We start from the raw sequence: 24,996 nt of genomic DNA on the forward strand, positions 1-24,996 counted from the left end.
CATGAGGATTTCTATTTCCGTATACTTTTTTTTATGCGGGATGATTTTTTCTTCCTGGGCGGCGCGTATTCCCGCAATAAAAGATAAATTTTCGCTGAACGAAGCCGAGCTCGGAGCCCTTCTTTTCATGTTACCACTGGGCTCCATTACAGCATTGCCTTTCGCAGGTTGGAGTGTACACAGGTTCGGAAGCAAAGGCATTACATTGATATCAATTATAGGGTATGCCTTGCTGTTATATTGCCTGGCGGCAGGTCAGCAACTTATCTTTCTTTACATCACTTTGTTCTTATTTGGTTTTTTCGGAGATGCATTGAATATCTCCATGAATACACAGGGTTTGTCTGTTGAACATGAATTGAATAAGCCTATTCTTTCAAGTCTGCATGCGATGTGGAGCTTCGGTGCATTGGTTGGAGCAGTTGCCGGAGGCTGGACATTAAAAAACAATATGAGCACGGAACAGCATCTCCTGATCATAGGAATCGCAAGCATGGTTTTTTCCCTGGTGATATATTCATGGATGATTAAAGACTCCGTTCACGGCGAACAAGGGCAGAAAATATTTGCATGGCCGGATAAAGCATTGATGTTGCTTGGTCTGATCTGTTTTTGTACAGCACTTTGTGAGGGAGCAATGGCAGACTGGAGTTCGCTTTATTACCGGCAGGTACTTGGCGATCACGGTGGAGTCAGTACTACCGGTTATACTGCGTTCACTTTTGCTATGGCGGGTGGAAGATTTTTGGGCGACAGGCTGATTACATCCTTCGGTCACAAGAAAATGCTGATGGCGAACGGACTTTTCATAGCTGCCGGGCTTAGTCTCGCCTTGTTATGGCAGGTATCCCTTTCCGTTATTATCGGGTTTGCGCTTGTTGGTCTTGGAGTATCATCTGTAATTCCGATTGTATATATGATTGCCGGAAGAAGCAAAACAATGGCGCCGTCTGCAGCATTGGCAGCGGTGAGCACAATTGGTTTCACAGGGTTCCTGTTTGGTCCGCCCGTGATAGGATTTATCGCGCACGAAACAGGGTTGCGGATCGCCTTATCTGTCGTCGTTTTTCTTGGGTTACTCATCTTCATTTTATCTGGTAAAGGAATACGCAAAGGACAGTGATTTTTGTTCTGTTTTTTTCACAGAATATCGTACGTTGCGCCTTAATCCGGCCATGGCATGATGTTGTCAGTTTCAGGCGTATTGTTTTACTTTTAATGCCATTTATTATGAAACGAAATATACACATGTCTCTGCTGACTTTACTGATGGTTTGCATCCTCGGTATCGGGAATGATGCTAAATCTCAATCGGACTTTAGCAGAAATCAGTTTTACAAAGCCATGCAGGGAAAGGATGAAGTTGCAATAGACACTCAGCTCAATATTTTGAAGGATAGTCAGATGCAGGAGAGAGTGGCGTTTGAGGGTGCATTATTCGCAAAGAAAGCGTCCATGCAGAAAAAGGCCCATGACAAGTTGAAACTGTTTAAGAAAGGTGCCGGAAATCTTCAAAGTGCAATAAAGGCCGATGAGAATAATACGGAATATCGGTTTCTGCGGCTGATGATCCAGGAGCATGCGCCCAAAATTGTTAATTATGATAATGATCTGCAAAAGGATAGCAAATTTATCCGCGCCAATTTCAGCTCATTATCAACTGAACTCAAGAAAATCATAAAAAATTACAGCAAAAGTTCCACGATTTTAAAGCCAGAAGACTTTAACTGACCATATTTATGCCGAAAAATGTTCTGCTGATTTATTATACACAATCCGGTCAACTGGAAGAAATTGCCAACAATTTAATTTCATCATTCGAATCAGCGGGAATAACTGTGGAATCTGTTCGTGTCAGACCGGAAAAAGATTTTCCGTTTCCCTGGACGACGCCTGTCTTTTTTGAAGCCATGCCTGAATCTGTACATGGCGTTCCCGTTCCATTGGAGCCTTTACGTTTTCAGTCCAGGTCGTATGATTTGGTTATTTTTGCATATCAACCCTGGTTCCTTTCACCGAGCATCCCGTCGAATTCGGTTTTACTTGATCCCGCATTCAGAGCTGTGATTAAAGATACGCCGGTCGTTACATTGATCGGTGCCAGGAATATGTGGCTGAATGCGCAGGAAACTGTGAAGAATGAACTGAAATCAGCAGGAGCTTCACTTGTTGGAAATGTTGCATTGGTAGACAGGGTAAGTAATCTGGTAAGTGTTGTCACAATATTTCACTGGATGTTGTCCGGGAGAAAGGACAGGTACCTGAATATTTTTCCGAAGCCCGGTGTTTCGGATGAGGACATTCTTGCTGCGAAGGAGTATGGACAAATTGTGGCTAAAGCGATCAGTGGGAATTCTTATAGCGATCTTCAGAAGGAACTGGTGAAAGCAGGAGCTGTAGAGGTCAAATATAATCTGATGTTTGTGGAGAATACCGGGAAGAAGATATTCCGGGTGTGGGCAAAGATTATCAACAGCAGAAAAAACCGGAGTCGTTGGCTCGTAATTTTTAAGTATTATCTTTTATTTGCACTTTTTATAGTTTCGCCCCTGGTTTTGCTGATTAATAATATTTTTTTCAGACCATTCAGGGGGAAACAAAATCAGAAAAAGATTAATTATTATTTAGGTTTGAATCAATAAGTACTGAACATGTCGATGAATGAAGTTTATATTACCAGGACTTCGCACTATTTCCCTAATGATCCCGTACCGAATGAAGATATGGAAAGCTATCTGGGCATGATTAATGGAAAGCCTTCGAAATCCAGGAGAATTGTACTCAGAAATAACGGAATAAAAAACAGGTACTACGCATTAGATAAAAGCAGTAAGGCTACACACACAAATGCTGAGATGACATCCAGCGCCATCAGGATTCTTTTTAAGGATAATCCCGGAGAAATTAAAAATGTTGAGTTGATCAGTTGTGGCACAAGTTCCCCTGACCAGATGATGCCTTCACATGGAGTAAGTGTACATGGTTGCCTCACCGAATCAGAATCGGTTGAGGTTGTTTCCCCCGCCGGTGTATGTTGTGCAGGGATGCATGCATTAAAATATGCATATCTCGCTGTGAAAAGTGGCGATTTCGAAAATGCTGTGGCTGCAGGTTCTGAAAGATTTTCACGTTTACTGGTCGCTGATCTTTTTGAAAGTGAAGTACAGAAACTGACTCAGCTGGAACAGAATCCTTATATCAGCTTTGAAAAAGAATTTTTACGCTGGATGCTGTCGGACGGCGCCGCCGCATTCTATCTGACCAATAAAAAAAATGAAACCGGATTAAGCCTCCGAATCGAATGGATCGAAGGTGTTTCCTTTGCAAATATCCGCGAAGCCTGTATGTATATGGGATGCATAAAAATGCCGGATGGATCCCTTCGGAATTTCATGGATATGACTCCCGATGAGATAAAAGATCTTTCTGTACTCAGCATCAAGCAGGATGTGAAATTGCTGAGTGAAAATATTGTTCTGCTCGGTGGCGTAGCAATGACAAAGATTTTTAAAAAACGGGGCATTACTGCAAACGACGTGGACTATTATCTCTGTCACATCTCCAGTGAATTTTTCCGTTCCAAAGTACAGGATGAACTAAAAAAAATCGGCCTGGATATGCCTGAAGAAAAATGGTTTGTCAACCTGAGCTCTGTGGGCAACGTCGGCGCTGCAAGTATCTACCTCATGATGGATGAACTCTATCACAGTGGTAAACTGAAAAAAGGAGACCGGATTTTCTTCTCTGTTCCAGAGAGCTCGAGGTTTTCTTATATGTACGCTTACCTGACCGTGGTTTAATCACAAAGCAACAGGTAGCAGACCGCAGCAATGTGCATGCAATTTCCGAATGACGGATTCGATTTAAAGCTTATATACAGGTAATCATTTTTGTTACCGCACAGGGCTGACCCTGAACCTTAAACTTATAACTTTCAACTCCTGCTCGCTACTTACTACTCACTACTTACTTTTTTAGTAATTTGTCCCGTTAAACCGGTATTATGGAAAAAGATAAAATACCCCAGGATGATGGCGCACTGAATAAATTGACGAGGGAAGTATGTTATGCCGTAGATGAATCCGGAAATTATACTACAGCACTGAGTACAGGATGGGAAGTTAAAGCGGCAGCTCTTGGCCTCGCCTGGGATGATATCCAGCAAAGGATAAAAGATGCGCATGATAAGGTAGTGCGCAAAGAGGCGAGCCCTGTGTTATTTTTTATGGAATGGAGATTGATGGATGTACCCATTCTTGCGTCCTATACCGGTTTCTGGCAATGGACGGTGAAGAGACATTTAAAATACGACGTGTTTCAGAAATTATCAGATAAAAAGCTGCAGAAATATGCGGAAGCATTTGATATTTCTGTGAACGACCTCAAAACCATGAACGTACATGAAGAATGATTTTGTTCATCTGCAGGCTGCACATTGTGAAAATGGCGTGACCACCAATTTGTTGAGAAAAGCTGGCGCAGATAAATTGACAGAGCCGTTATCGTTCGGGATTGGTTCAGGGCTGTTTTTCATTTATATACCGTTTTTAAAAGTGAATAAAGGGCCGGCGATCGCATTCCGTACAATGCCCGGTCACATTTTTAAACGTACAGCCAAGTCACTCGGTATTTCGATTCACAGGGAAACTTTCCGATCAAAGGAAAAAGCAGAACAACGTCTCGACGAATGTATAGAGGCGGGACTTGCTGTGGGTTGCCAGGTAGGAGTGTACTATCTCACTTATTTTCCGAAAGAATATCGTTTTCATTTTAACGCGCATAACCTCATCATTTACGGACGTGAAGGTGATGAATATCTGGTGAGTGATCCGGTAATGGAATCGGTGACGACGCTTACAAAGTTTGATCTTACACGCGTGCGTTTTGCAAAAGGCGCGATGTCGCCCAAGGGGCAACTTTATTATCCAAAGGAGAATAAAATTGTAACTGATGAACAGATCCGTGAGGGAATAAAATCCGGCATCAGGCGAAACGTGCGTGATATGCTTCATATTCCTGGCCCCATTGCTGGAGTGAGCGGGATAGTGTATACGGCTAACCGGATTCGCAAATGGCGGGATAAGCTGGGTCTGAAAGATGCAGGATTGTATCTCGCTCAGCTGGTACGTATGCAGGAAGAAATCGGAACAGGTGGCGGTGGATTTCGCTATATCTACGGTGCATTTTTACAGGAGGCTTATGCCTATCTACCACAGGATGAGTTATTGGATATTTCAAAAAAGTTTACAAAATCAGGTGATCTCTGGCGCAATGCTGCGGTTCATGCAGCAGGTATATATAAAGGCAGACTGACTACTCAGCAGGATTTCGATTTAATGGCTGATCAGATGATGGCCATTGCTGCACTGGAAAAAGATGCTTTCCAGGATCTGAAAAAAATCAAATGGCGTTCATGAATTTTCCGGCGGTGAGGATAGAAAACCTGAGTTTCATGTATCCGGGCCAGGCTCACCATTCCATCACCGGCATCAATCTTACAATTGCTGCAGGTGACAGGTTTGGTTTGTTCGGACCTAACGGTGCCGGCAAAACGACATTGATGGGATGCATGACTGGCATTCTGGATTTTACTGATGGAAGCATTGAAATTTTTGGCGAGAAAGTGAGCAGGAAGAACAGGTCATTCTGTTCAGTATTAGGATACGTACCACAGGAATATTCTTTTTACCAGGAGCTTGATCCGCTGGAAAACCTCGAATACTTCGGTGCGATGTCGGGCCTGAAAATGCCTGCAATCAAAAAGAAATCAGAAGAGCTGCTGAAAGTACTCGGCCTGTGGGATGTGCGTACTAAGCAGGTTGAAAAGTTTTCAGGCGGAATGAAACGTCGGGTGAATATCGCTATCAGTGTAATGCATGAACCGAAGATTTTATTCCTGGATGAACCGACAGTGGGCGTTGATGTACAAACACGTTTCGCAATAATGGACTACCTGATGGAATTGAACAGAAGAGGAACGACGCTCGTCTATACATCCCATCAGCTCGCTGAGGCGCAAAACCTGTGTAATAATTTTGCACTGATTGACCAGGGAAACATAATCGCACACGATACACTTGAACATCTCCTTGCAGCCCATGAAGCAGAAGGGCTGGAAGGATTGTTTATCAAATTAACAGGTAAAGCATACAGGGATAGTGATGTTTAAACTGCTTTCATCCATAAAAAAAGATGTGCGGATTCTTCTCCGGGACAAAGTAGGGTTATTGCTGATGTTCCTTATGCCCATTCTTTTAGCGGTGGTGATAACAGCAATTCAGAACAGTACATTCGAACTGGTTAACGATAATAAAATTCCGCTCATAGTACTTAACCGCGATACGGGCGAGGCAGGTAAACAATTTCTTGCATCGATCAATGACGCTGGCATTTTTAAAGTGATGCAATCGTTGGAGGTTGATAAAAAGCCGGATTTTGCCGCGATGATGAAAGCCAACGATGCATTGGTAGCCATACTGATTCCCGAAGATTTTACCATCCGGATAAAAGGAAAAGCAAAAGTTGTTGCGGCAAAAGCATTGAAAAGTGTCGGTCTCGAAGGTGATAGTCTTTCAATGGAAGTTCAAGTGGATCCGCTGACGATGATGTATCATCCCGTGATGCAGGAATCTTTTCGTCAATCAGTACACGGCGCTTTAAAAAGTGCTGTTTCTCTTGTAGAAAGCAAACAGATTTTGAACAGTCTTTACCTAAAACTGAATGATGAGCCAATGCCTGTTGCTCTTGAAAATGAAATCCTTCACAATACGACAGCTATCAACCAGGTACCTGTTTCAAGAGATGGCAGCAGGAATGTTCCCAATGCAACGCAACACAATATTCCGGCATGGACAATCTTCGCCATGTTTTTTGTGGTGATCTCACTTGGAAGCAGCGTCGTCAGGGAAAAACTCAATGGCAGTTTTTTAAGATTGAAAACATTGCCATCAGCATATTTTATATCGCTGATATCCAAACAGATCACTTATTTAATAGTTACACTTATTCAGGCATTGGTCATTTTCGCTATAGGTGTTTGGATTTTTCCACTCATACACCTGCCGGCGCTTAATCTGCCGAATGATCTCTTTGCCACTTTTGTTGTTCTGCTGATTTGCGGATGGTGTGCCGTCAGTTTTGCAATCTGTATCGGAGTATTTGCAAAAACACAGGAACAGGCCAACGGTATCGGCGCAGTTTCCATTGTGTTACTGGCTGCTATTGGAGGATTGCTGGTGCCCAGTTTTGCAATGCCGGATTCATTCAGTTACATCATCCGCCTTTCGCCACTGCATTGGTGTCTTGAAGCATTCTATGGATTGTTTTTGGAAGGCGGAAATCTGAAAGATATTATGATGAATCTTTTACCTTTACTCGCTATAACCATTTTGTTTCAGCTGATTACTATCTGGGGGTTGCGGAAGAAAAATCTTATTTGAATTTAAAATTTAACATGGAAAAAGAAGCACTTAAGCTGCAGTTAAAACAACAAATCATACAGTTTCTGAATCTGGTGTCTATGAAGCCTGAAGACATCAAAGATGATGAGCCGCTTTTTGGTGAAGGTCTTGGCCTCGATTCTATCGATTCACTCGAACTGATCGTATTATTACAGAGGGAATATGGCATCAATATCCAGGATCCTAAAGAAGGCAGGAAGATTCTTGTTGATGTGAATACTATGGTAGATTATATCGAAAAGAACCGTACAAAATAATGTGGCTTTGAGCAGGATTCTGGTAACTGGCATGGGTGTAGTGAGTGCAATCGGAAGCAATGTTGCAGAAAACAGGCAATCACTGATCAATGGAATCTGTGGTATCACCCGACTCGAGGGTTTTCAAAGTCGTTTTGCGGGACTGATGCCTTTCGGCGAAATCAAAAAAAACAATTCCGGCCTCGCAGCGAAATACAATCTTACCAAGCCCGGAATTACCAGGCCCTGTTTGCTAGGCCTGATGGCGATGAAGGAGATGCTGGATGATGCCGGTCTGGACGAAAAAATTTTACGAAGCCGTTCTACAGCATTTATAAATGCTACAACCGTTGGAGGAATGTGCCTTACAGATGAACTCTATCATGATGCTAATGCAGCAGATACTGGTTCGCCTTACCTTGGGGCTTATGATAATGCAGATACCACGCTTTTTCTTCGCGAATATTTCGGAATCGGGGGTGTCGTGAACAGCATCAATACAGCTTGTTCATCTTCGGCCAATGCAATTGCATTTGGTGCAGCATTGATAAAAACAGGAAGAGCAGACCGGGTAATCGCCGGCGGGGTAGATTGCCTCGCAAAATTCACGATCAATGGATTCAACTCTCTGCATATACTATCCAATGAATTGTGCAGGCCATTCGATGAATCACGTAAAGGACTCAATCTCGGAGAAGCAGCGGCTTATGTTGTACTCGAATCAGAAGATGTGGCTCAGAATAAAAAGTCATACGCAACTTTAACAGGTTACTGTAATGCAAATGATGCGTTCCATCCATCATCGTTGTCAGATACCGGGGTCGGCCCATATAATGCGATGCATGGGGCTTTGCAAAAAGCATCGTTGAGTCCTGGAGATATCGGTTACATAAACGCACATGGTACAGGTACAGAAAACAATGATCTTGTTGAAAGTGTCGCTATGCAGCGCCTTTTTGAAAATCAACCAGCATTCAGTTCAACAAAAGGGAATACCGGTCATACACTGGGGGCAGCAGGATCACTCGAGTCAATATTCAGCATACTCTGTCTGACGAACCAGGAAATATATCCCGCCCTGCAGTTTGAAAATAAAATTCCTGAAACCGGGCTAATACCGAACAGAGAATATCGGAAGTATGTCATTGAACATGTCATGACGAATTCATTCGGCTTCGGTGGCAATTGTACATCATTAATTTTCTCCCGCTCCTGAACATGCTGTACATCCACCATACGAGTTGTATTTCACCGCAGAAAACCTACGGAGGTGAAGCGTTGTCATTTGATAAAAATTCGGTGGATGGAAAATTGCTTTCTATTGAACCTGATTATTCCGGCATTCCAATAAATATCCTGAGGAGAATGGGGAAAGCCGTGCGCATGGGAGTAGGGGCCGCACTTCCATTATTAAAACCGGGTCAGCCCAACGGAATTATTTTCGGAACAGCTATAGGAGGAATGGAGGATTGCATAAAATTCCTCAACCAGATCGTGCAGTATGAAGAGGGAATGCTTACCCCGGGAAATTTTGTGCAGAGCACACCGAATGCTGTCGCTTCGCAGATCGGACTGATGACAAAAAATACAGGTTACAACATTACGCATGTACACCGCGGCCTTGCATTTGAAATGGCCTTGCTGGATGCGATGATGATGTGTGAAGAAAAACCCGATGCAGAATGGCTTGTAGGCGGCGTGGATGAAATTTCTGCATACAATTACAATATTGAAAGGCTGGGCGGCTGGTACAAAACAGCTGATGCTTCTTCTGAAAATTTATTTACGTCTGCTACTCCAGGCTCTATAGCTGGTGAAGGCGCCGCGATGTTCAGGGTCAGCGGAAAAGGAACCAATGCAATTGCAGCAATCGAAGCAGTAGAGACAATTCATACGAAGGAGATAATCGAATTATCTGACCGTTGGAAAGAATTTCTTGACTTGCATTTCGGCAAAGAATCTCCCGAACTCATCATTTCCGGCGACAATGGTGATAGCAGAATAGTTCCATTTTATAAAGCCATACAGGAAACCACTCCCGCAGGTGCTGATATACTTCGTTTCAAACAATTCAGTGGTGAATTTCCAACAGCTACAGGATTTGCTTTATGGCTTGCCGTCTCCATCAACAAATTAAATTCTTTACCAGATTCAGCCTTTATTTCCCGGCGTGGAATTGCGTCTTACCGCAACGCAGTGATTTATAATAATTACAAAGGCGAACAGCACAGCTTTATCCTCGTTCAATTACCATAAAAATTTTTCCTTTTTCTTTTTCCATTTGTCACAATTATTTAAGAAGTGTGTTTTAGTAATTAAAAACCACAATAATATTTACGCCTTCCAGTTATTACTGGCGATCCGTAAATCAGTATTGAGATTTTTAAATCAAATAAAAATTTTTGAAAAAGGACAAGCTATGAAAAAGGTATTATCAGTAATGACTGGTTTTCTGCTGTTTGCTGCCGCCAGTACCCAGGCACAGAAATTAAAACTGGTGGAAGGTGATCTCTCAGTTCTGGAAAATGAAACTGCACTCAATATTCAATTTAGTTATGATAATATGAGTGTCGGAAAATTTGACAAAGAATCAGAATACATTGCAAAAAAGACGGAAGAGTACAATAAAAAAGAACCAGGTCGTGGCGACAACTGGGCGAAAAACTGGGTACTCGATCGTAAAGATAAATTCGAGCCTAAGTTCAACGAGCTTTTTGAGCGCGAGTTTGAAAAGACAATTACTTACAACTCAAAAACTCCCGCGAAATACACACTGATCTTTAGAACCATCTTCACTGAACCTGGTTTCAATGTGGGAGTTATGCGTAAAAATGCACAGATCGACGCTGAAGTACTCGTGGTGGAAACTGCGAATCCTGCAAAAGTGATCGCAAAAATTAAAGTTGACAATGCACTTGGTCGCACATTCGGCGGTTACGATTTTGATACCGGTGGACGCATTATGGAATGTTATGCAGATGCAGGCAAGGCCCTGGGTAAATATTTCCGCAAGAGCACCAAAGGTTAATCATTATTTAAAAGATATTCATCAGCCGGGCACGAGGTTACTCTGACCGGCTTTTTTCGTTGAACGTTGTACGTTCAACGTTGAACCTTTCGTAATTTGCAGACTATGCCGTCGAGCACCGAAGTTCCTGTGTTTAAAGCTGATTTTGATGACACAAAAACCTGTGTCATTATACCTACCTACAATAATGCAGGCACACTCCCACAGGTTATCCGCGATGTTTCTGAGTACAGTTCCAATATCATTGTGGTGAATGATGGATCAACCGACAACACCTCAGAAATATTGAAGGAATTCAGGAACATAGAATTGGTAAATTACCCGGTAAATAAGGGTAAGGGCTGGGCGTTGAGGCAGGCATTTAAACGTGCAATTGTGCTGGGTTTCGAGAATGCCATTACGATAGATTCTGATGGTCAGCACTTCGCAAAAGATCTACCGGCATTTATTGAAAAAATGAAGTGCTCTCCGCGTACGATCATTATGGGTGCCAGAAATATGGACCAGGAAGGAATTCCCGGAAAGAGCAGTTTTGGTCACAAATTTTCAAATTTCTGGTTTAAAGTAGAAACAGGGTTCAAATGTCCGGATACGCAAACCGGGTATCGGCTCTATCCTTTAGATCCTATCAGGCGCATGCGATTTTTTACACGCAAGTATGAATTTGAAATTGAAGTGCTGGTACGCTCAGCGTGGAAAGGGATTCATGTGGATGCAATTCCGATCAGCGTGTATTATGCGCCCGGCGGAAAGCGCATCACACATTTTAGACCTTTCAGGGATTTTACAAGGATAAGTATTCTCAACACGATTCTCGTACTGATTACTTTTTTGTATATAAAGCCGAGAAACTTTTTGAGAACATTATTTGATAAAAAAAAATTCAGGCAGGCAGTTAACGAGCATCTTTTTAACCCAAATCAATCTGACGCATTAAAATCAATCTCAATTGCATTTGGTGTGTTCATGGGAATTGTTCCCATCTGGGGTTTTCAACTTGTCGTGGCCATTTTTTTTTCTGTTTTATTCAGATTGAATACTGCATTGGTGATCATCGCTGCCAACATCAGCATACCACCAATGATCCCGCTGATAATTTTCCTGAGTTATAAAATGGGTGCCTTGTGGATGGGTGAACAACAAAGCAGAATCATCTTCAGTAACGATATCAGCCTTGAAGCGGTAAAGAACAACCTGGAACAATATATCTACGGAAGTTGCACGCTGGCCCTGGCTGCAGGAGTATTGTTGGGTTTAATCAGTTTTTTATTGCTCAGAATTTTTAAAAGAAAACCTTTACTGGCCTGAGCCATAATTTATCCCTGTGATTTTTCTTAAAATATATCAGTTTTTTGTGAAGAATAAACCTGCGTATTTTCTTGCGCTGGTTTTGAGTTTCGTTGTGGTTAGCTGGCTCGCTTCGGGTATTCACCTCGAAGAAGATATTTCAAGAATACTACCGGCGGATGAAAAGCTTTCTAAACTAAACCAGGTTTTCCGCGAGTCGAAGTTTGCGGATCAGTTAGTACTGCGTATAGGCCTGAAAGATTCTACGAAGACTGAACCCGATAGCCTGGTTGCGTATGCTGACGTTCTTTTGCCTGCCATTGACAAAAGCATCAGGCCATATATAAAATCAATTCAATCCGCCGCCGATCCTGAAGATGCTATAGCACTCGTAAAAGATATTCAGGATCATCTTCCCTATTACCTGGAAGAAAATGATTACCAACGGCTCGATAGTCTGATCACTCCAGATGCCATTCATCAAACGCTTCAGCAAAATATTCGTACACTTTCATCACCCATGGGTATGGCGATGGGAGAGGTCATCAGTCGTGATCCTGTTGGCATCAGTTATCCTGCATTGCGTAACCTGGAAAAACTGAATGCCGATGATAACCTTGAGTTATACAACGGTTATCTCGTTTCAAAAGATCACAGAGATCTGATGGTGATGATCACTCCATCTTTTCCACCTGGGAACACGGGTCAGAATGCGTTGTTTCTTCGCGGACTCGACTCTTTGATAAATCATTATCATGCAAACGGTTTTTCTCATATTGATGCAGGCTATTTTGGCGCAACAGCTGTTTCCACCGGTAACGCACTTCAATTAAGAAAGGATGCGATGCTTACACAGGGTATTACTCTTTTGTTCCTGGTGTTGTTCTTCGCATTTTATTTCAGAAAGAGAAGAGCCCCATTACTGATCCTGTTACCCGTTGCTTTTGGTGCATTGTTTTCTTTAGCAGCAATTCGTTTGATTGATGGGAGTATTTCAGTTATTGCTCTTGGTGCTGGTTCGATTGTACTGGGTATCGCAGTAAATTATTCATTGCACGTATTCAACCATTACCGGCATGTAAGAAATATGGAGACGGTAATCAGTGACCTCACACTGCCAATGACGGTGGGAGGATTTACTACTATTGCCGGATTTCTTTCGCTTCAGTTTACAGATTCCGCGATGCTTGCAGATCTCGGATTATTTGCAGCTTTTAGCCTTATTGGCGCCGCACTGGCTTCGCTGATATTTTTGCCGCCGCTCGCTGCAGAAAAAAATCATCAGCCCGTTACAGTTAACAAAAGCAAATCCTGGATCGATCGTTTCTCTGGTTACCGGTTTGAATATAACCGCTGGCTGGTACTGGGTATTATTGCCCTGACCATTCTTTTTTCATTCTATGCGGGCAAGGCTGGTTTTGAAAGTGAGATGATGAACATGAATTACATGTCGTCAACTCTCCGGAAAAGCGAATCACAAATCAGCAGGATAAATGCCGATGCATTGCAATCAGTCTATCTCGTTACTGAAGGCAAAACATTAGAGGAAGCACTGCGCAGAAGCGAAAAGAAACAAAGCGTCCTTGACTCCCTGGTTAAAAATGGAACCGTCAGGAAATATGCAGGACTTTCTTCCGCGATGATTTCCGACTCACTCAGAAAAACAAGAGTTGCAAGATGGAATACATTCTGGGATGAGAAGAAAAAACAATCGTTGTTCCGGCAGCTTGATAAAGAAGGAAAATCTCTCGGTTATAATCCCACTGCATTTGAACAGTTTCGTGAATTACTCAGCAAAGATTACACGATTCCAGATACGAACAGCAGAAACTATATTTCGGATGCAGCTCTGAGTGGTTACTTAGCGCAGACACCTGATCATGTTTCGTTGTATACACTCATAAAAGTTGCTCCCGGAAAAAGAGCAGAAATATATGCAGCTCTCGGTGAATCAGAAGGGCAGGTAGTAATGGACAAACAATACATTACATCCCGACTGGTGGAAATCGTGAACAAGGATTTCACCAGGATTGCATTGATCACATCAATCCTTGTGTTCGTTGTTTTGCTGATAACCTATGGTCGGATCGAACTTGCGCTGGTGGCATTTATTCCGATGGTGATTACATGGATATGGATACTGGGAATCATGGGAATGGCGGGTCTGAAATTCAATATCGTAAACATCATTATATCTGCTTTGATTTTTGCCCTCGGTGACGACTACAGTCTGTTTATCATGGACGGCCTTGTGAATGAATATCGCGCCGGGAAAAAAACGCTCGCATCGTTCAAGTCATCGATAGTATTATCTGCACTAACAACTATTACAGGTCTTGGTGTTCTGATCTTTGCAAAGCATCCGGCATTAAGATCAATCGCTGTAATATCTATTATCGGCATTGCATCAGTCGCGCTGATTGCACAGGTAATGATTCCCTTCTTTTTTAGTTTGATCATCCGCAACAGGGTGGCTAAAAAATATTTCCCCTGGACCTTTACAGGATTTCTCACCTCCGTTTTTGCGTTTACCTATTTTGTACTCGGTTGCATATTATGTACACTACTCGGTTTGGTTTTGTACCTGTTCAAACCGTTCGGAAAAGAAAAAGTAAAATTGTTTTATCACCGGGTAATCTCAAAATATTGCTGGTCAGTGATGTACATCATGGGCAACCATGAGAAAAAAATTTTCAATACAACCAATGAGGACTTCAAAAAGCCAGCGGTGTTAATTGCGAATCATCAATCCTTCCTTGACATATTATGCATGATTATGCTTCATCCCAAGCTCATTCTTTTTACAAATAAATGGGTTTGGAACTCTCCTGTATTTGGTGCTGTGGTCAGGATGGCCGATTATTTTCCCGTTGCACGTGGAGTAGAAAATGGCATCGGGCAGATAGCTGAAAGAGTGAAAGAAGGCTATTCGGTAGTAATCTTTCCGGAAGGTACCAGAACACCGGATGGTGTAATGAAGCGATTTCACAAAGGAGCTTTCTTTTTAGCTGAGCAACTGAACCTCGACATCATTCCTGTAGTTATACATGGTACGGGATATACGATGACGAAGGGAGATTTTCTTCTGAAGAATGGACAAATCTCTTTGAAGATACTTCCCAGGATTACACCTGATGACAATCGTTTTGGCCAGGGTTATGCAGAACGTGCAAAATTGATTGGCAGATTTTTCAGATCAGAGTTTGCGAATCTGAAGGCTGAAATTGAAACACCCGATTATTTCAGGGAGAAGCTGAAATACAATTTTATCTATAAGGGGCCTGTGCTGGAATGGTACATGCGCATAAAGACCAGGCTTGAAAAAAACTACAAATCATTTAATGAAATCGTTCCGAAAAAAGGGAAGATACTGGATGTCGGATGTGGTTATGGTTTTATGAGTTATATGCTGGCTTTTTCTTCCGCGGAAAGAGAAATTACAGGTATCGATTTTGATGATGACAAGATTTCAACAGCAAGGCATTGCTTCAGCAGAAACGAAGAAATCAATTTTGAAACCGCAGATATAATGCAGTTCCGGTTCGGAAACTATGATTGTATCATTCTTGCCGATATGTTGCATTATCTTCAGCCGGGGCAGCAGAAATTAATCCTCGAAAAATGCATCCGGCAATTGAATGTCAGAGGTACAATCGTGATTCGCGATGGCAATAAAGAGTTGGTGGAAAAACATAAGGGCACTGTGTTGACTGAATTCTTTTCAACAAAGCTGATCGGGTTTAATAAAACATCTGCAAAAGGCTTGTCTTTCTTATCCGGTGAAATGGTTCGCGAACTGGCGAGGAATTATGGTTTGCAGATTACTGAAATTGATGAGACGAAGTATACTTCGAATATGTTGTTCATTTTGAAAAAGGAGAAGGACGTAAACTATGCATCGGTTTGACATTGTGATCATAGGTAGTGGTATGGGCGGCCTGGTCTGCGGCGATCTCCTGAGCAGGGAAGGTTACCAGGTGTGCATAATTGAAAAAAATAAACAGCTGGGTGGCTGCCTGCAGAGTTTTTCCAGGGATAAAAGGATATTCGAGTCAGGGGTACATTATATCGGTGGTTTGGAAAAGGGACAGAATCTGTACCGGATTTTCGACTACCTGGGATTGATGGAGAAGCTACACCTGGAGAGGATAAATGAAGATGCTTTTGATAAGATAATTATCGGGGATGATCCGAAAGTGTATTCGCTTGCACAGGGTTGGGATCAGTTTTATGATTCGCTTCTCAGGGATTTTCCCGGAGAAGAACCAGGATTAAAAAAGTATCGCGATACGCTTCGCGGGATATGTCTTCGTTTCCCTTTGTACAACTTACGTTCGGGAGGATCTTTTGCCGAGAAGACGGAAGCGATGGAAGTGGATACGGAACGATTTATAAAGTCGTGTACGGAAAATGAAAAGCTGCGGGCTGTGCTCGGCGGAAATAATATTCTTTATGCCGGCCGCGGAAATGAAACTCCTTTGTATGTACATGCATTGATACAGAATCACTATATCGAAAGTTCATGGAAATGTCTCAACGGCGGATCGCAGATTGGTAAATTTCTTGCTGCAAATATCCGTGAAAGAGGAGGAGTAATATTGCGAAATACAGAAGTGAAGAAAATAGTTGGAGATGGAAAAGAGGCAACCCATGTTACTTTAGCTGATGGAAATGTAATCTATGCTGCTGTTTTCATTTCTAATCTCCATCCTATGAAAACTTTGGAAATGCTGGAAGGTCTCCGCATTAAACCTGCCTATCAGCATCGTCTCGAAAGTCTTAAGAATACCGTTTCTTCATTTACACTCAATATCGTTCTGAAGAAAAATACAGTTCCCTACCAGAGCAGTAATACTTATTTTCATAAGGAAGGAAAGTTATGGTCACTCGATGAATATACGCAGGACAACTGGCCGTTGGGATATGGAGTGTTCTTCACTCCGCAACGTGATAATCATCAATGGGCCGAATCAGTAAGTATAATAACTTATATGCATTTCGAAGAAGTTGAGCAATGGGGAGATACTTTCAATACAACATTGTATCCGTCCGAAAGAACTGCAGAGTACCAGGAGTTCAAAAAACTTAAGGAAGAGAAGTTGCTGGATTGCGTAGCTGAACGTTTTCCTGGTATACGGGAAAATATTGAAGCCATTTATTCAGCTACTCCGCTGTCTTATCGTGACTATATCGGAAATGATGATGGATCCTTATATGGAATTGCGAAGGATTATCGCGAGCCATTAAAAACATTGATTCCGCCGAGAACTCATGTATCCAACCTTTTTCTTACGGGACAGAACCTGAACCTGCACGGAATTCTTGGTGCAACCATCAGTGCTTTATCAACAACGACTGCAGTCATGGGAAATGATTCTGTTGTGGAAAAAATCCGAAATGCCGAAAACGCGTAAAATATTCCGTTGGGTTTTATATTTCATCGGGACAATACTTTTATTGTGTCTTGGTCTTTTTATCTATGTAAGTATTGTTTCAAAAACAGAACCACCATTAATCACCAACCGGGCTGCAGATACGTGGCAAAGAGAAGATAAAGGAGAGGGTTTTTATACCTTAAAGAACAGTTGGTTTCGAAAAAGTAAGTCAGGATTGTATGAAATGTACGTGGAGGGAAATCCATATGAAATGGGTGTGATTAACGGGAAATTAAGTAAAGAGCTTGTCGTAAACCAGGAGATCTATTTCAATGAACAGATCTCAAAAATGATTCCATCAAAATCTTACCTGCACTTTCTGAAATATTTCGTCGGGTGGTTTAACCGCCACCTGGATAAAAATGTCAGTGATGAATATAGAAAAGAAATTTACGGCGTTTCGCAATCTGCATCAGGTGACTTCGGATACATTGGAACTCCCTACCAGCGAATCTTAAATTACCACGCAGCACATGATATCGGTCATGCCTTGCAGAGTATGGCACTGGTGGGTTGTACATCTTTTGGTACCTGGGATAATCTGTCGGCTGATGGTACAATGATCATCGGTCGCAATTTTGATTTTTATGTAGGCGACAAATTCGCAACCGACAAGATCGTTGCATTTTATCATCCATCCACAGGAAACAGGTTTATGACTGTAACCTGGGGAGGGTTTATCGGTGCAGTCTCCGGCATGAATGAAAAAGGTTTGACAGTAACTATCAATGCTGCAAAAACAGCAATTCCTTCCGGCGCGGAAACACCTGTATCCCTTGTTGCAAGAGAGATCCTGCAGTATGCCGGCAATATAGAAGAAGCGAAAAAGATTGCAGCCAGCCGCAAGATGTTTGTATCAGAATCTTTCCTTGTCGCTTCAGCCGCAGATCATAAAGCTGTCGTCATTGAGAAGACGCCGGAAGCAATGGATGTATATGATCCGGGAAAAGACTATATCGTTTGTGCTAATCATTTCCAGGGATCGTCACTGGTAAATACGGTCGAAAACCAGGAACAGATACATGAGAGTGCCTCGGAATACAGGTATAAACGTCTGCAGCAGTTGCTTGATTCCAATGGAAAAAATACAGTGGAAAAAACCATCGGTATCCTGCGCGATCAGAAAGGGATTAATAATCGTAATATCGGTATGGGGAATGAGAAGGCCATCAACCAGCTGATTGCTCATCACTCCATTGTTTTTGAACCGGAGAAAAGACTGGTATGGGTATCAACATCACCATGGCAGCTGGGAGAATATGTAGCATATGATTTAAATAAGGTTTTTGGACTTGCAGGAAAATCCAGTAATGAAGAGATTTCCGATAGTTCACTCCGTGTACCAGCAGATAGCTTCTTGCAGACGAAATCATTCGCCGATTTTGAAAGATTCCGGAGCTACCGGAAACGCATACTTGACCATCAGCCGGTGAACGCCGACAGCATCGTGGCTTCCAATCCTGAGTACTATCATGCGTGGGTCCTGGCGGGCGATGAAAGTTTCAGAAAGGAGGACTATCAGAAAGCGATGCAGTTTTATGCTAAGGCGCTTACCAAGGAAATTGCTACAAAAAAAGAATACGACTATATTCACGGGCAAATGGAAAAGACTGGCCGTAAAATAGAAAAAAGCTTATGATCCGCGGGATTGGGATCGATATGATCGAAGTGGAAAGGATCGCCCTCAAAGTAGGGAAGGACAGTGGGTTTCGTGAGCTCGTTTTTTCGCAGGATGAAATTGATTATTGCGAAAGCAAAACACATTGCGCTGAACACTACGCCGCGAGGTTTGCTGCAAAAGAAGCATTCTTTAAGGCACTTGGCACGGGTTGGAAAAACGGTACTGCATTTAACGAAATAGAAATTGTACATGATACAGAAGGATGTCCGCACCTTCGTTTCAAAGGAGAAACTGCAAAGACTGTAGAATCATTAAAACTTGGAAAGATCATTGTTTCTTTGTCTCATATCAAAACAGTAGCAACAGCAATAGTTATTATCGAAAGTTAATATGCAGCAGAATCAGCTTTCATTTCAGAAGGAAGACGTCATCAGGAAATTCCAGGAAGAAAAATTACGGGAGCTGATTAACTATCTGCATTTGAATTCTCCGTTTTACAAGGAACTTTTTAAACATCACAATATTGCTCCCGATCAGATCTGCACACTCGAAGATCTGACCCGCATTCCTCTTACAACAAAAGAAGATCTGCAGCAACGAAACCTGGATTTTCTTTGTGTGCCGAGGGATAAAGTGATTGAGTATAGCTCTACTTCGGGTACGCTTGGTAGTCCGGTAACCATAATGCTGACGGATAATGATCTGAATCGTTTGGCACACAACGAGTATTCGTCATTTGTCTGCGCAGGAGGTCGTCCAGACGACGTGTATCAGCTGATGCTAACACTTGATCGCCAGTTCATGGCGGGCATGGCTTACTATTCAGGTATACGGAAGCTGGGGGCAGGAATTATAAGGCTGGGTCCCGGAGTGCCTTCCTTGCAATGGGAGACAATTGTGCGCATTAAACCGACAGCTATTGTCGCGGTGCCTTCCTTCATTGTAAAACTGATTCAGTTTGCACTCGAACACGGCATTGACATCAATAAAACTTCGGTAAAAAAAGCCGTGTGTATCGGAGAGAATATCCGAAATACAGATTTCTCATTGAACATGCTTGGTAAGAAGATTACCGGGCATTGGGATATTCAATTGTATTCGACTTATGCTTCAACAGAAATGCAAACGGCTTTCACGGAATGCAATGAAGGTCGTGGTGGTCATTTGCAACCAGAACTGTTGATTCTTGAAATCTTAAATGAAAATGATCAACCTGTCGGGCCGGGTGAAGCCGGAGAGGTGACGATCACGACATTGGGTGTTGAAGCAATGCCATTGCTCAGGTATAAGACAGGTGATGTTTGTATGTATGTGAATGACCACTGTTCCTGCGGCAGGAACACAGTACGGCTTTCACCGATCATAGGCAGAAAAAAACAGATGATCAAATACAAGGGCACAACCCTGTATCCACCTGCTTTGTTTGACCTGTTGAATGAAATGGAAGAGGTTGCCGATTTTGTTGCTGAGGTATACTCAAACGATATCGGTATGGATGAAGTTTTACTGCATCTGGAGGCAGTTAATTATTCAGAAGAAACTGATCGAAAGATCAGGGCTTATCTCCAGGCAAGGTTAAGGGTCAGTCCGCATGTACGATACGTTACAAAAGATGAAATACGAGCGATGCAATTTCCGGAATCGGGAAGAAAGGCTGTTAAATTCATTGACCGCAGATGAATTATTTCTTCAAAATCTGTACAAAGATTTAATCAGAACCAGGTTATGAAAATCGTTGAAGTTTGTCAGATAATTTCGGATGGGTAAAGTCGATACTTCATTTTTCACGACGTCAGGGTAAGCAAATTCATCGGCAATATTCCGAATTCGTAAAGCTGTTTCCGGTGATTTTCCGCTCCTGTTTCGACTATCCATTTTGATTACGACGTAGGATTTCAGATTAAATAGACAGGGTCTCACATTTATCTGTTGCCTGCTGCCCGCTCCCTGCTGCCTATTTCCGATCTTTACCTTAATTTCGCACGTTTTATTACTTTACGGTTAAATTGAAAAATTACCCAATATCATGACTCATGTTGGCGGACGGGAATTGACGAGTGCAGACTTTGTAGATGTGCTTTTCCGGGATAAGCAGATTGTTCTGGATGAGAAAGCGGTGGACAATGTTGCCGAAAACTTTAAGTTTTTGCGCGGCTTTTCGTCCAATAAACTCATTTATGGTATTAATACTGGCTTTGGTCCGATGGCGCAGTATAAAGTGAGCGAGGAAAATTTGCTGCAGCTTCAGTACAATCTTATCAGAAGTCATAGTTCAGGCGGTGGCAATCTGCTCGACCCGGTATTGGTGAAAGCGCTGATGCTGGCCCGGCTCAACAGCATGATCCAGGCTTTTTCAGGAGTGCATGTTGAAACAGTCCAATTATTAAAAGATCTTATAAATAAAAATGTTACTCCCTGTATTTATGATCATGGAGGAGTAGGTGCAAGCGGCGACCTTGTTCAACTTGCTCACCTCGCATTGGTAATGATTGGTGATGGCGAAGTGATTTATGAAGGAAAGGTTCAGCCGACTGCGGATGTTTTTAACAGGCTGGGAATAAAGCCTCTCCACATTCACATCAGGGAAGGTCTTGCCTTGATTAATGGAACTTCTGCTATGACGGGCATTGGAATGGTGAACATCATCCAGGCAACAAAGCTGTTGGAATGGTCAGTGATGTTATCAGCAATGATTAATGAAATTGTGGAAGCTTTTGATGATCACTACAGTTATGAGTTAAACGTAGTTAAAAAACACAAAGGTCAGAACCGGATCGCTGCAATGCTGCGTGATATTTTGCAGGACAGTAAAATGATCCGGGATCGCTCACAACATTTATACAATCCTGAAAATTTAAACCAGGAAAAATTTGAAGACAAGGTCCAGGAATACTATTCACTCCGCTGCGTTTCGCAGGTATTGGGACCAGTTTATGATACAATTATCCAGGCGGAAAAAGTCGTGACAGATGAATTGAATTCTGTCAACGACAACCCGGTTATTGATCATCAGAATCACAATATTTTTCATGGCGGTAATTTCCACGGCGATTATGTTTCGCTGGAGATGGACAAACTGAAAATCGCCATTACGAAACTGTCAATGCTTTCTGAACGTCAGCTCAATTATCTGATGAATGAAAAGCTGAACCAGAAGTTTCCGCCGTTTGTAAACCTTGGAGTTCTCGGATTCAATTTTGGTATGCAGGGTATGCAGTTCACCGCCACTTCAACTGTTGCCGAAAATCAGACCTTGTCATTCCCGATGTACGTGCACAGTATCCCTAACAACAACGACAACCAGGATATTGTAAGCATGGGCTGTAACGCAGCGATCATGACAAAAAAGGTCATCGATAATTCTTTTGAGGTGCTGACGATCCAGATGATGTCCGTGGTACAGGCGATCGATTATCTGGAGTGTGTTGATAAATTGTCTGCCCGCACAAAGGCATTATATCGTGAAGTACGCGAGTTGTTCCCTGTGTTTGTTGAAGATTTCCCTAAATATAAAGACTTGCAGAAACTGAGGGATCATTTCAAAACTGTTGCTCCGTTGATTTCAGGAAACCGTGCTACCAGCTATAGCACCAATGGTGTTCTCGACAGCACAACAACCGAACGCTGATCTTCATAAAATAAATTCCAGTACATGAAATGCGCATTGGTCACTGGCGGATCCCGTGGTATCGGAAAAGCCATATGCATTGAACTTTCCACCCATGGCTATTTTATTCTCATTAACTATCGCAGCAACGAGAAAGAAGCATTGGACACTTTGGAACAGGTGAGGGCCAGGGGCGCGGATGGTGAGATTATTGCTTTTGACGTAGCTGATCGTCACCAGATTACTGAAGTATTGGGTGGATGGATAGAGAAAAACCAGGATAAAGAAATTGAAGTACTGGTTAACAATGCGGGTATTAAGGATGACGGACTGATGATGTGGATGAAGGATGAACAGTGGGACCAGGTGCTTGGAACCAGTCTGAATGGTTTCTTCTTTGTTACCCGTTTGGTGTTGAATAATATGTTGCTTCGTCGGTATGGCCGGATCATTAATGTAGTGTCTCTTTCCGGAATCAAAGGCATGGCAGGACAGGTAAATTACTCGGCTGCAAAAGCTGGTGTAATCGGATCAACAAAAGCATTGGCACAGGAAGTCGGGAGGAGAGGTATAACAGTGAATGCAGTTGCACCGGGTTTTATTAAAACAGACATGACGGAAGAAATGAATGAAAAAGAATTGCAGGCGCATATTCCCGTCAGGCGTTTTGGTACAGCGGATGAAGTCGCGCATACCGTAGCATTCCTCGCTTCTCCACGTTCCGGGTATATCACTGGTGAAGTTATTTCGGTAAATGGCGGTCTCTACACCTGATCGGTGTAACCTATTAAGCTGCTAAAAATCAACATCATTTTTCGTGTTTTAAACTACAAAAGCGGTTTAATGTTTACGTAATTTGCAACTGCAAACGGGGCATAAATTCCCCCGTTTTCAGATACTAAAAACGTAATTTGCCATTTCCTGCGGTGAGGAAACTGTTTTTCAGGAAAATAAAGAATTTATCAGGGTGTTCACTAATATGTGATGAGATTAAGCGTTACATATGAAGACATTATCAGTAAAAATTGTTTCTCCCGGATCGGGTTTTATAAATAGTATGCAGGTTAATTTAATTTCAGACAAGTCAGGCGGCATATGAACAGAGTGGTGATTACGGGAATGGGAATTTACTCCTGCATCGGGAAAAACCTAGAGGAAGTCAGGAACTCGTTGTACGAAGGAAAATCCGGGATCGTTTTTGATCCCGTTCGAAAAGAATTCGGATACCGGTCCGGATTGACGGGCTATCTGGAAAAACCCAATTTAAAGGGAATGCTCGACAGGCGGGCCAGGATCATGCTGCCTGAGCAGGGTGAGTACGCCTATATAGCCACCGTGGAAGCGCTGGCAATGGCGGGAATTGATGCCGATTATATTCAGAATCATGAAATAGGCATCCTTTATGGCAATGATAGTTCGGCAAAATCCGTTATTGAGTCCAACGATATTATCCGCGAAAAAAAGGATACGATGTTGGTTGGGTCAGGTTATGTTTTCCAGACGATGAACAGTACGGTGACCATGAACCTGGCAACGATCTTTAAATTAAGGGGAGTCAACTTTACCATCAGTGCTGCCTGCGCAAGTGGTTCGCATTCTATAGGCCTTGGATACCATTTCATCAAAACCGGTCTGCAGGATTGTATTATTTGTGGTGGCGCCCAGGAAACGGGTCATTTTTCGATGGGAAGTTTTGACGCATTGTCGGCCTTTTCCATTCACGAATCGGAACCAGAGAAAGCATCACGGCCTTTTGATCGCGATCGGGACGGACTAATTCCCAGCGGTGGCGGCGCAACTGTGATACTCGAAAGTCTTGAGTCGGCACAAAAAAGAGGCGCGAAGATCCTGGCGGAAGTAGTAGGCTACGGATTTTCATCCAACGGTTCGCATATTTCTAACCCGACAGTAGATGGCCCCGTCAGGTCGCTTCAGATGGCTCTGAAAGACGCGGGTCTGCAGGCAAAGGACATTGAGTACATCAATGCTCACGCGACCAGTACGCCCGCCGGAGATGCCAGCGAAGCGAAAGCGATTGATGAGGTGTTTGGCGAAACTAGGCCTTATGTGAGTTCGACCAAGTCGATGACGGGACACGAATGCTGGATGGCAGGTGCCAGTGAAATTGTTTACTCCATGTTAATGATGGAAAATTCTTTCATTGCACCGAATATAAATTTCACAAATCCTGACGAAGACTCGTCGAAACTGAATATAGTAAATAGTACTATAGAAAAAGATATAAACGTATTTTTGTCCAACTCATTTGGGTTTGGTGGAACTAATTCGTCATTGATTATCAGAAAATTGAATTAAACAGAT

General features: G+C 42.6%; 21 protein-coding genes. All 21 read left to right on the plus strand.

Annotation, left to right across the window (positions count from 1 at the left end; all coding sequences use genetic code 11):
• Position 1 precedes the first annotated feature (1 nt).
• Positions 2-1,123, plus strand: coding sequence for an MFS transporter (locus tag P2W82_RS08170; RefSeq protein ID WP_336515372.1), 1,122 nt, complete (start codon positions 2-4; stop codon positions 1,121-1,123).
• A gap of 107 nt (positions 1,124-1,230) precedes the next feature.
• Entirely contained in the window at positions 1,231-1,731 is a 501-nt protein-coding gene (locus P2W82_RS08175; RefSeq protein ID WP_336515373.1) for a hypothetical protein, read from the plus strand.
• 8 nt (positions 1,732-1,739) lie between these two features.
• Positions 1,740-2,642, plus strand: a complete 903-nt coding sequence (locus tag P2W82_RS08180) for a hypothetical protein (protein WP_336515374.1) — start codon at positions 1,740-1,742, stop codon at positions 2,640-2,642.
• Positions 2,643-2,651: 9 nt separating this feature from the next.
• A complete protein-coding gene (gene darB / locus P2W82_RS08185; protein ID WP_336515375.1) occupies positions 2,652-3,800 on the plus strand; it encodes a dialkylresorcinol biosynthesis protein DarB in 1,149 nt (382 codons plus the stop codon).
• Between the two features lie 203 nt (positions 3,801-4,003).
• Positions 4,004-4,411: a flexirubin biosynthesis protein DarG gene (gene DarG / locus P2W82_RS08190; RefSeq protein ID WP_336515376.1), complete on the plus strand. Its 408-nt coding sequence runs from the start codon at positions 4,004-4,006 to the stop codon at positions 4,409-4,411.
• Positions 4,401-5,417, plus strand: a complete 1,017-nt coding sequence (darH, locus tag P2W82_RS08195; RefSeq protein WP_336515377.1) for a BtrH-related acyltransferase DarH — start codon at positions 4,401-4,403, stop codon at positions 5,415-5,417. The genes DarG and darH overlap by 11 nt, the downstream gene beginning before the upstream one ends.
• A complete protein-coding gene (locus P2W82_RS08200) occupies positions 5,414-6,169 on the plus strand; it encodes an ABC transporter ATP-binding protein (protein ID WP_336515378.1) in 756 nt (251 codons plus the stop codon). The genes darH and P2W82_RS08200 overlap by 4 nt, the downstream gene beginning before the upstream one ends.
• Positions 6,162-7,439: an ABC transporter permease gene (locus P2W82_RS08205; RefSeq protein WP_336515379.1), complete on the plus strand. Its 1,278-nt coding sequence runs from the start codon at positions 6,162-6,164 to the stop codon at positions 7,437-7,439. The genes P2W82_RS08200 and P2W82_RS08205 overlap by 8 nt, the downstream gene beginning before the upstream one ends.
• A gap of 14 nt (positions 7,440-7,453) precedes the next feature.
• Positions 7,454-7,717, plus strand: coding sequence for a phosphopantetheine-binding protein (locus P2W82_RS08210; RefSeq protein ID WP_336515380.1), 264 nt, complete (start codon positions 7,454-7,456; stop codon positions 7,715-7,717).
• A gap of 7 nt (positions 7,718-7,724) precedes the next feature.
• Positions 7,725-8,912 carry a beta-ketoacyl-[acyl-carrier-protein] synthase family protein gene (locus P2W82_RS08215; RefSeq protein ID WP_336515381.1) on the plus strand — a complete coding sequence of 396 codons (1,188 nt, stop codon included), beginning with the start codon at positions 7,725-7,727 and terminating at the stop codon, positions 8,910-8,912.
• Between the two features lie 2 nt (positions 8,913-8,914).
• Entirely contained in the window at positions 8,915-9,952 is a 1,038-nt protein-coding gene (locus tag P2W82_RS08220) for a beta-ketoacyl synthase chain length factor (protein ID WP_336515382.1), read from the plus strand.
• Between the two features lie 163 nt (positions 9,953-10,115).
• On the plus strand, positions 10,116-10,724 hold the full coding sequence (locus tag P2W82_RS08225; RefSeq protein WP_336515383.1) for a hypothetical protein: 609 nt from the start codon (positions 10,116-10,118) through the stop codon (positions 10,722-10,724).
• 105 nt (positions 10,725-10,829) lie between these two features.
• Entirely contained in the window at positions 10,830-12,032 is a 1,203-nt protein-coding gene (locus P2W82_RS08230; protein ID WP_336515384.1) for a DUF2062 domain-containing protein, read from the plus strand.
• A gap of 46 nt (positions 12,033-12,078) precedes the next feature.
• Positions 12,079-15,918 carry a 1-acyl-sn-glycerol-3-phosphate acyltransferase gene (locus P2W82_RS08235; protein WP_336515385.1) on the plus strand — a complete coding sequence of 1,280 codons (3,840 nt, stop codon included), beginning with the start codon at positions 12,079-12,081 and terminating at the stop codon, positions 15,916-15,918.
• On the plus strand, positions 15,905-17,425 hold the full coding sequence (locus P2W82_RS08240; RefSeq protein WP_336515386.1) for a phytoene desaturase family protein: 1,521 nt from the start codon (positions 15,905-15,907) through the stop codon (positions 17,423-17,425). The genes P2W82_RS08235 and P2W82_RS08240 overlap by 14 nt, the downstream gene beginning before the upstream one ends.
• Positions 17,409-19,085 (plus strand): C45 family peptidase, encoded by a 1,677-nt coding sequence (locus tag P2W82_RS08245; protein WP_336515387.1) that lies wholly within the window; start codon positions 17,409-17,411, stop codon positions 19,083-19,085. Before P2W82_RS08240 ends, P2W82_RS08245 begins: the two co-directional genes overlap by 17 nt.
• Positions 19,082-19,456 carry a holo-ACP synthase gene (gene acpS, locus P2W82_RS08250; protein WP_336515388.1) on the plus strand — a complete coding sequence of 125 codons (375 nt, stop codon included), beginning with the start codon at positions 19,082-19,084 and terminating at the stop codon, positions 19,454-19,456. The genes P2W82_RS08245 and acpS overlap by 4 nt, the downstream gene beginning before the upstream one ends.
• Before the next feature lies 1 nt (position 19,457).
• On the plus strand, positions 19,458-20,747 hold the full coding sequence (gene flxY / locus P2W82_RS08255; protein ID WP_336515389.1) for a flexirubin biosynthesis putative acyl-CoA ligase FlxY: 1,290 nt from the start codon (positions 19,458-19,460) through the stop codon (positions 20,745-20,747).
• A gap of 346 nt (positions 20,748-21,093) precedes the next feature.
• Entirely contained in the window at positions 21,094-22,695 is a 1,602-nt protein-coding gene (gene flxA, locus P2W82_RS08260) for a flexirubin biosynthesis tyrosine ammonia-lyase FlxA (protein ID WP_336515390.1), read from the plus strand.
• Positions 22,696-22,719: 24 nt separating this feature from the next.
• Entirely contained in the window at positions 22,720-23,448 is a 729-nt protein-coding gene (flxB, locus tag P2W82_RS08265; RefSeq protein WP_336515391.1) for a flexirubin biosynthesis SDR family reductase FlxB, read from the plus strand.
• 321 nt (positions 23,449-23,769) lie between these two features.
• Positions 23,770-24,990, plus strand: a complete 1,221-nt coding sequence (locus P2W82_RS08270) for a beta-ketoacyl-[acyl-carrier-protein] synthase family protein (RefSeq protein WP_336515392.1) — start codon at positions 23,770-23,772, stop codon at positions 24,988-24,990.
• Positions 24,991-24,996 lie beyond the last annotated feature (6 nt).

The organism is Pollutibacter soli, assembly GCA_029269725.1.
Classification (GTDB): domain Bacteria; phylum Bacteroidota; class Bacteroidia; order Chitinophagales; family Chitinophagaceae; genus Pollutibacter; species Pollutibacter soli.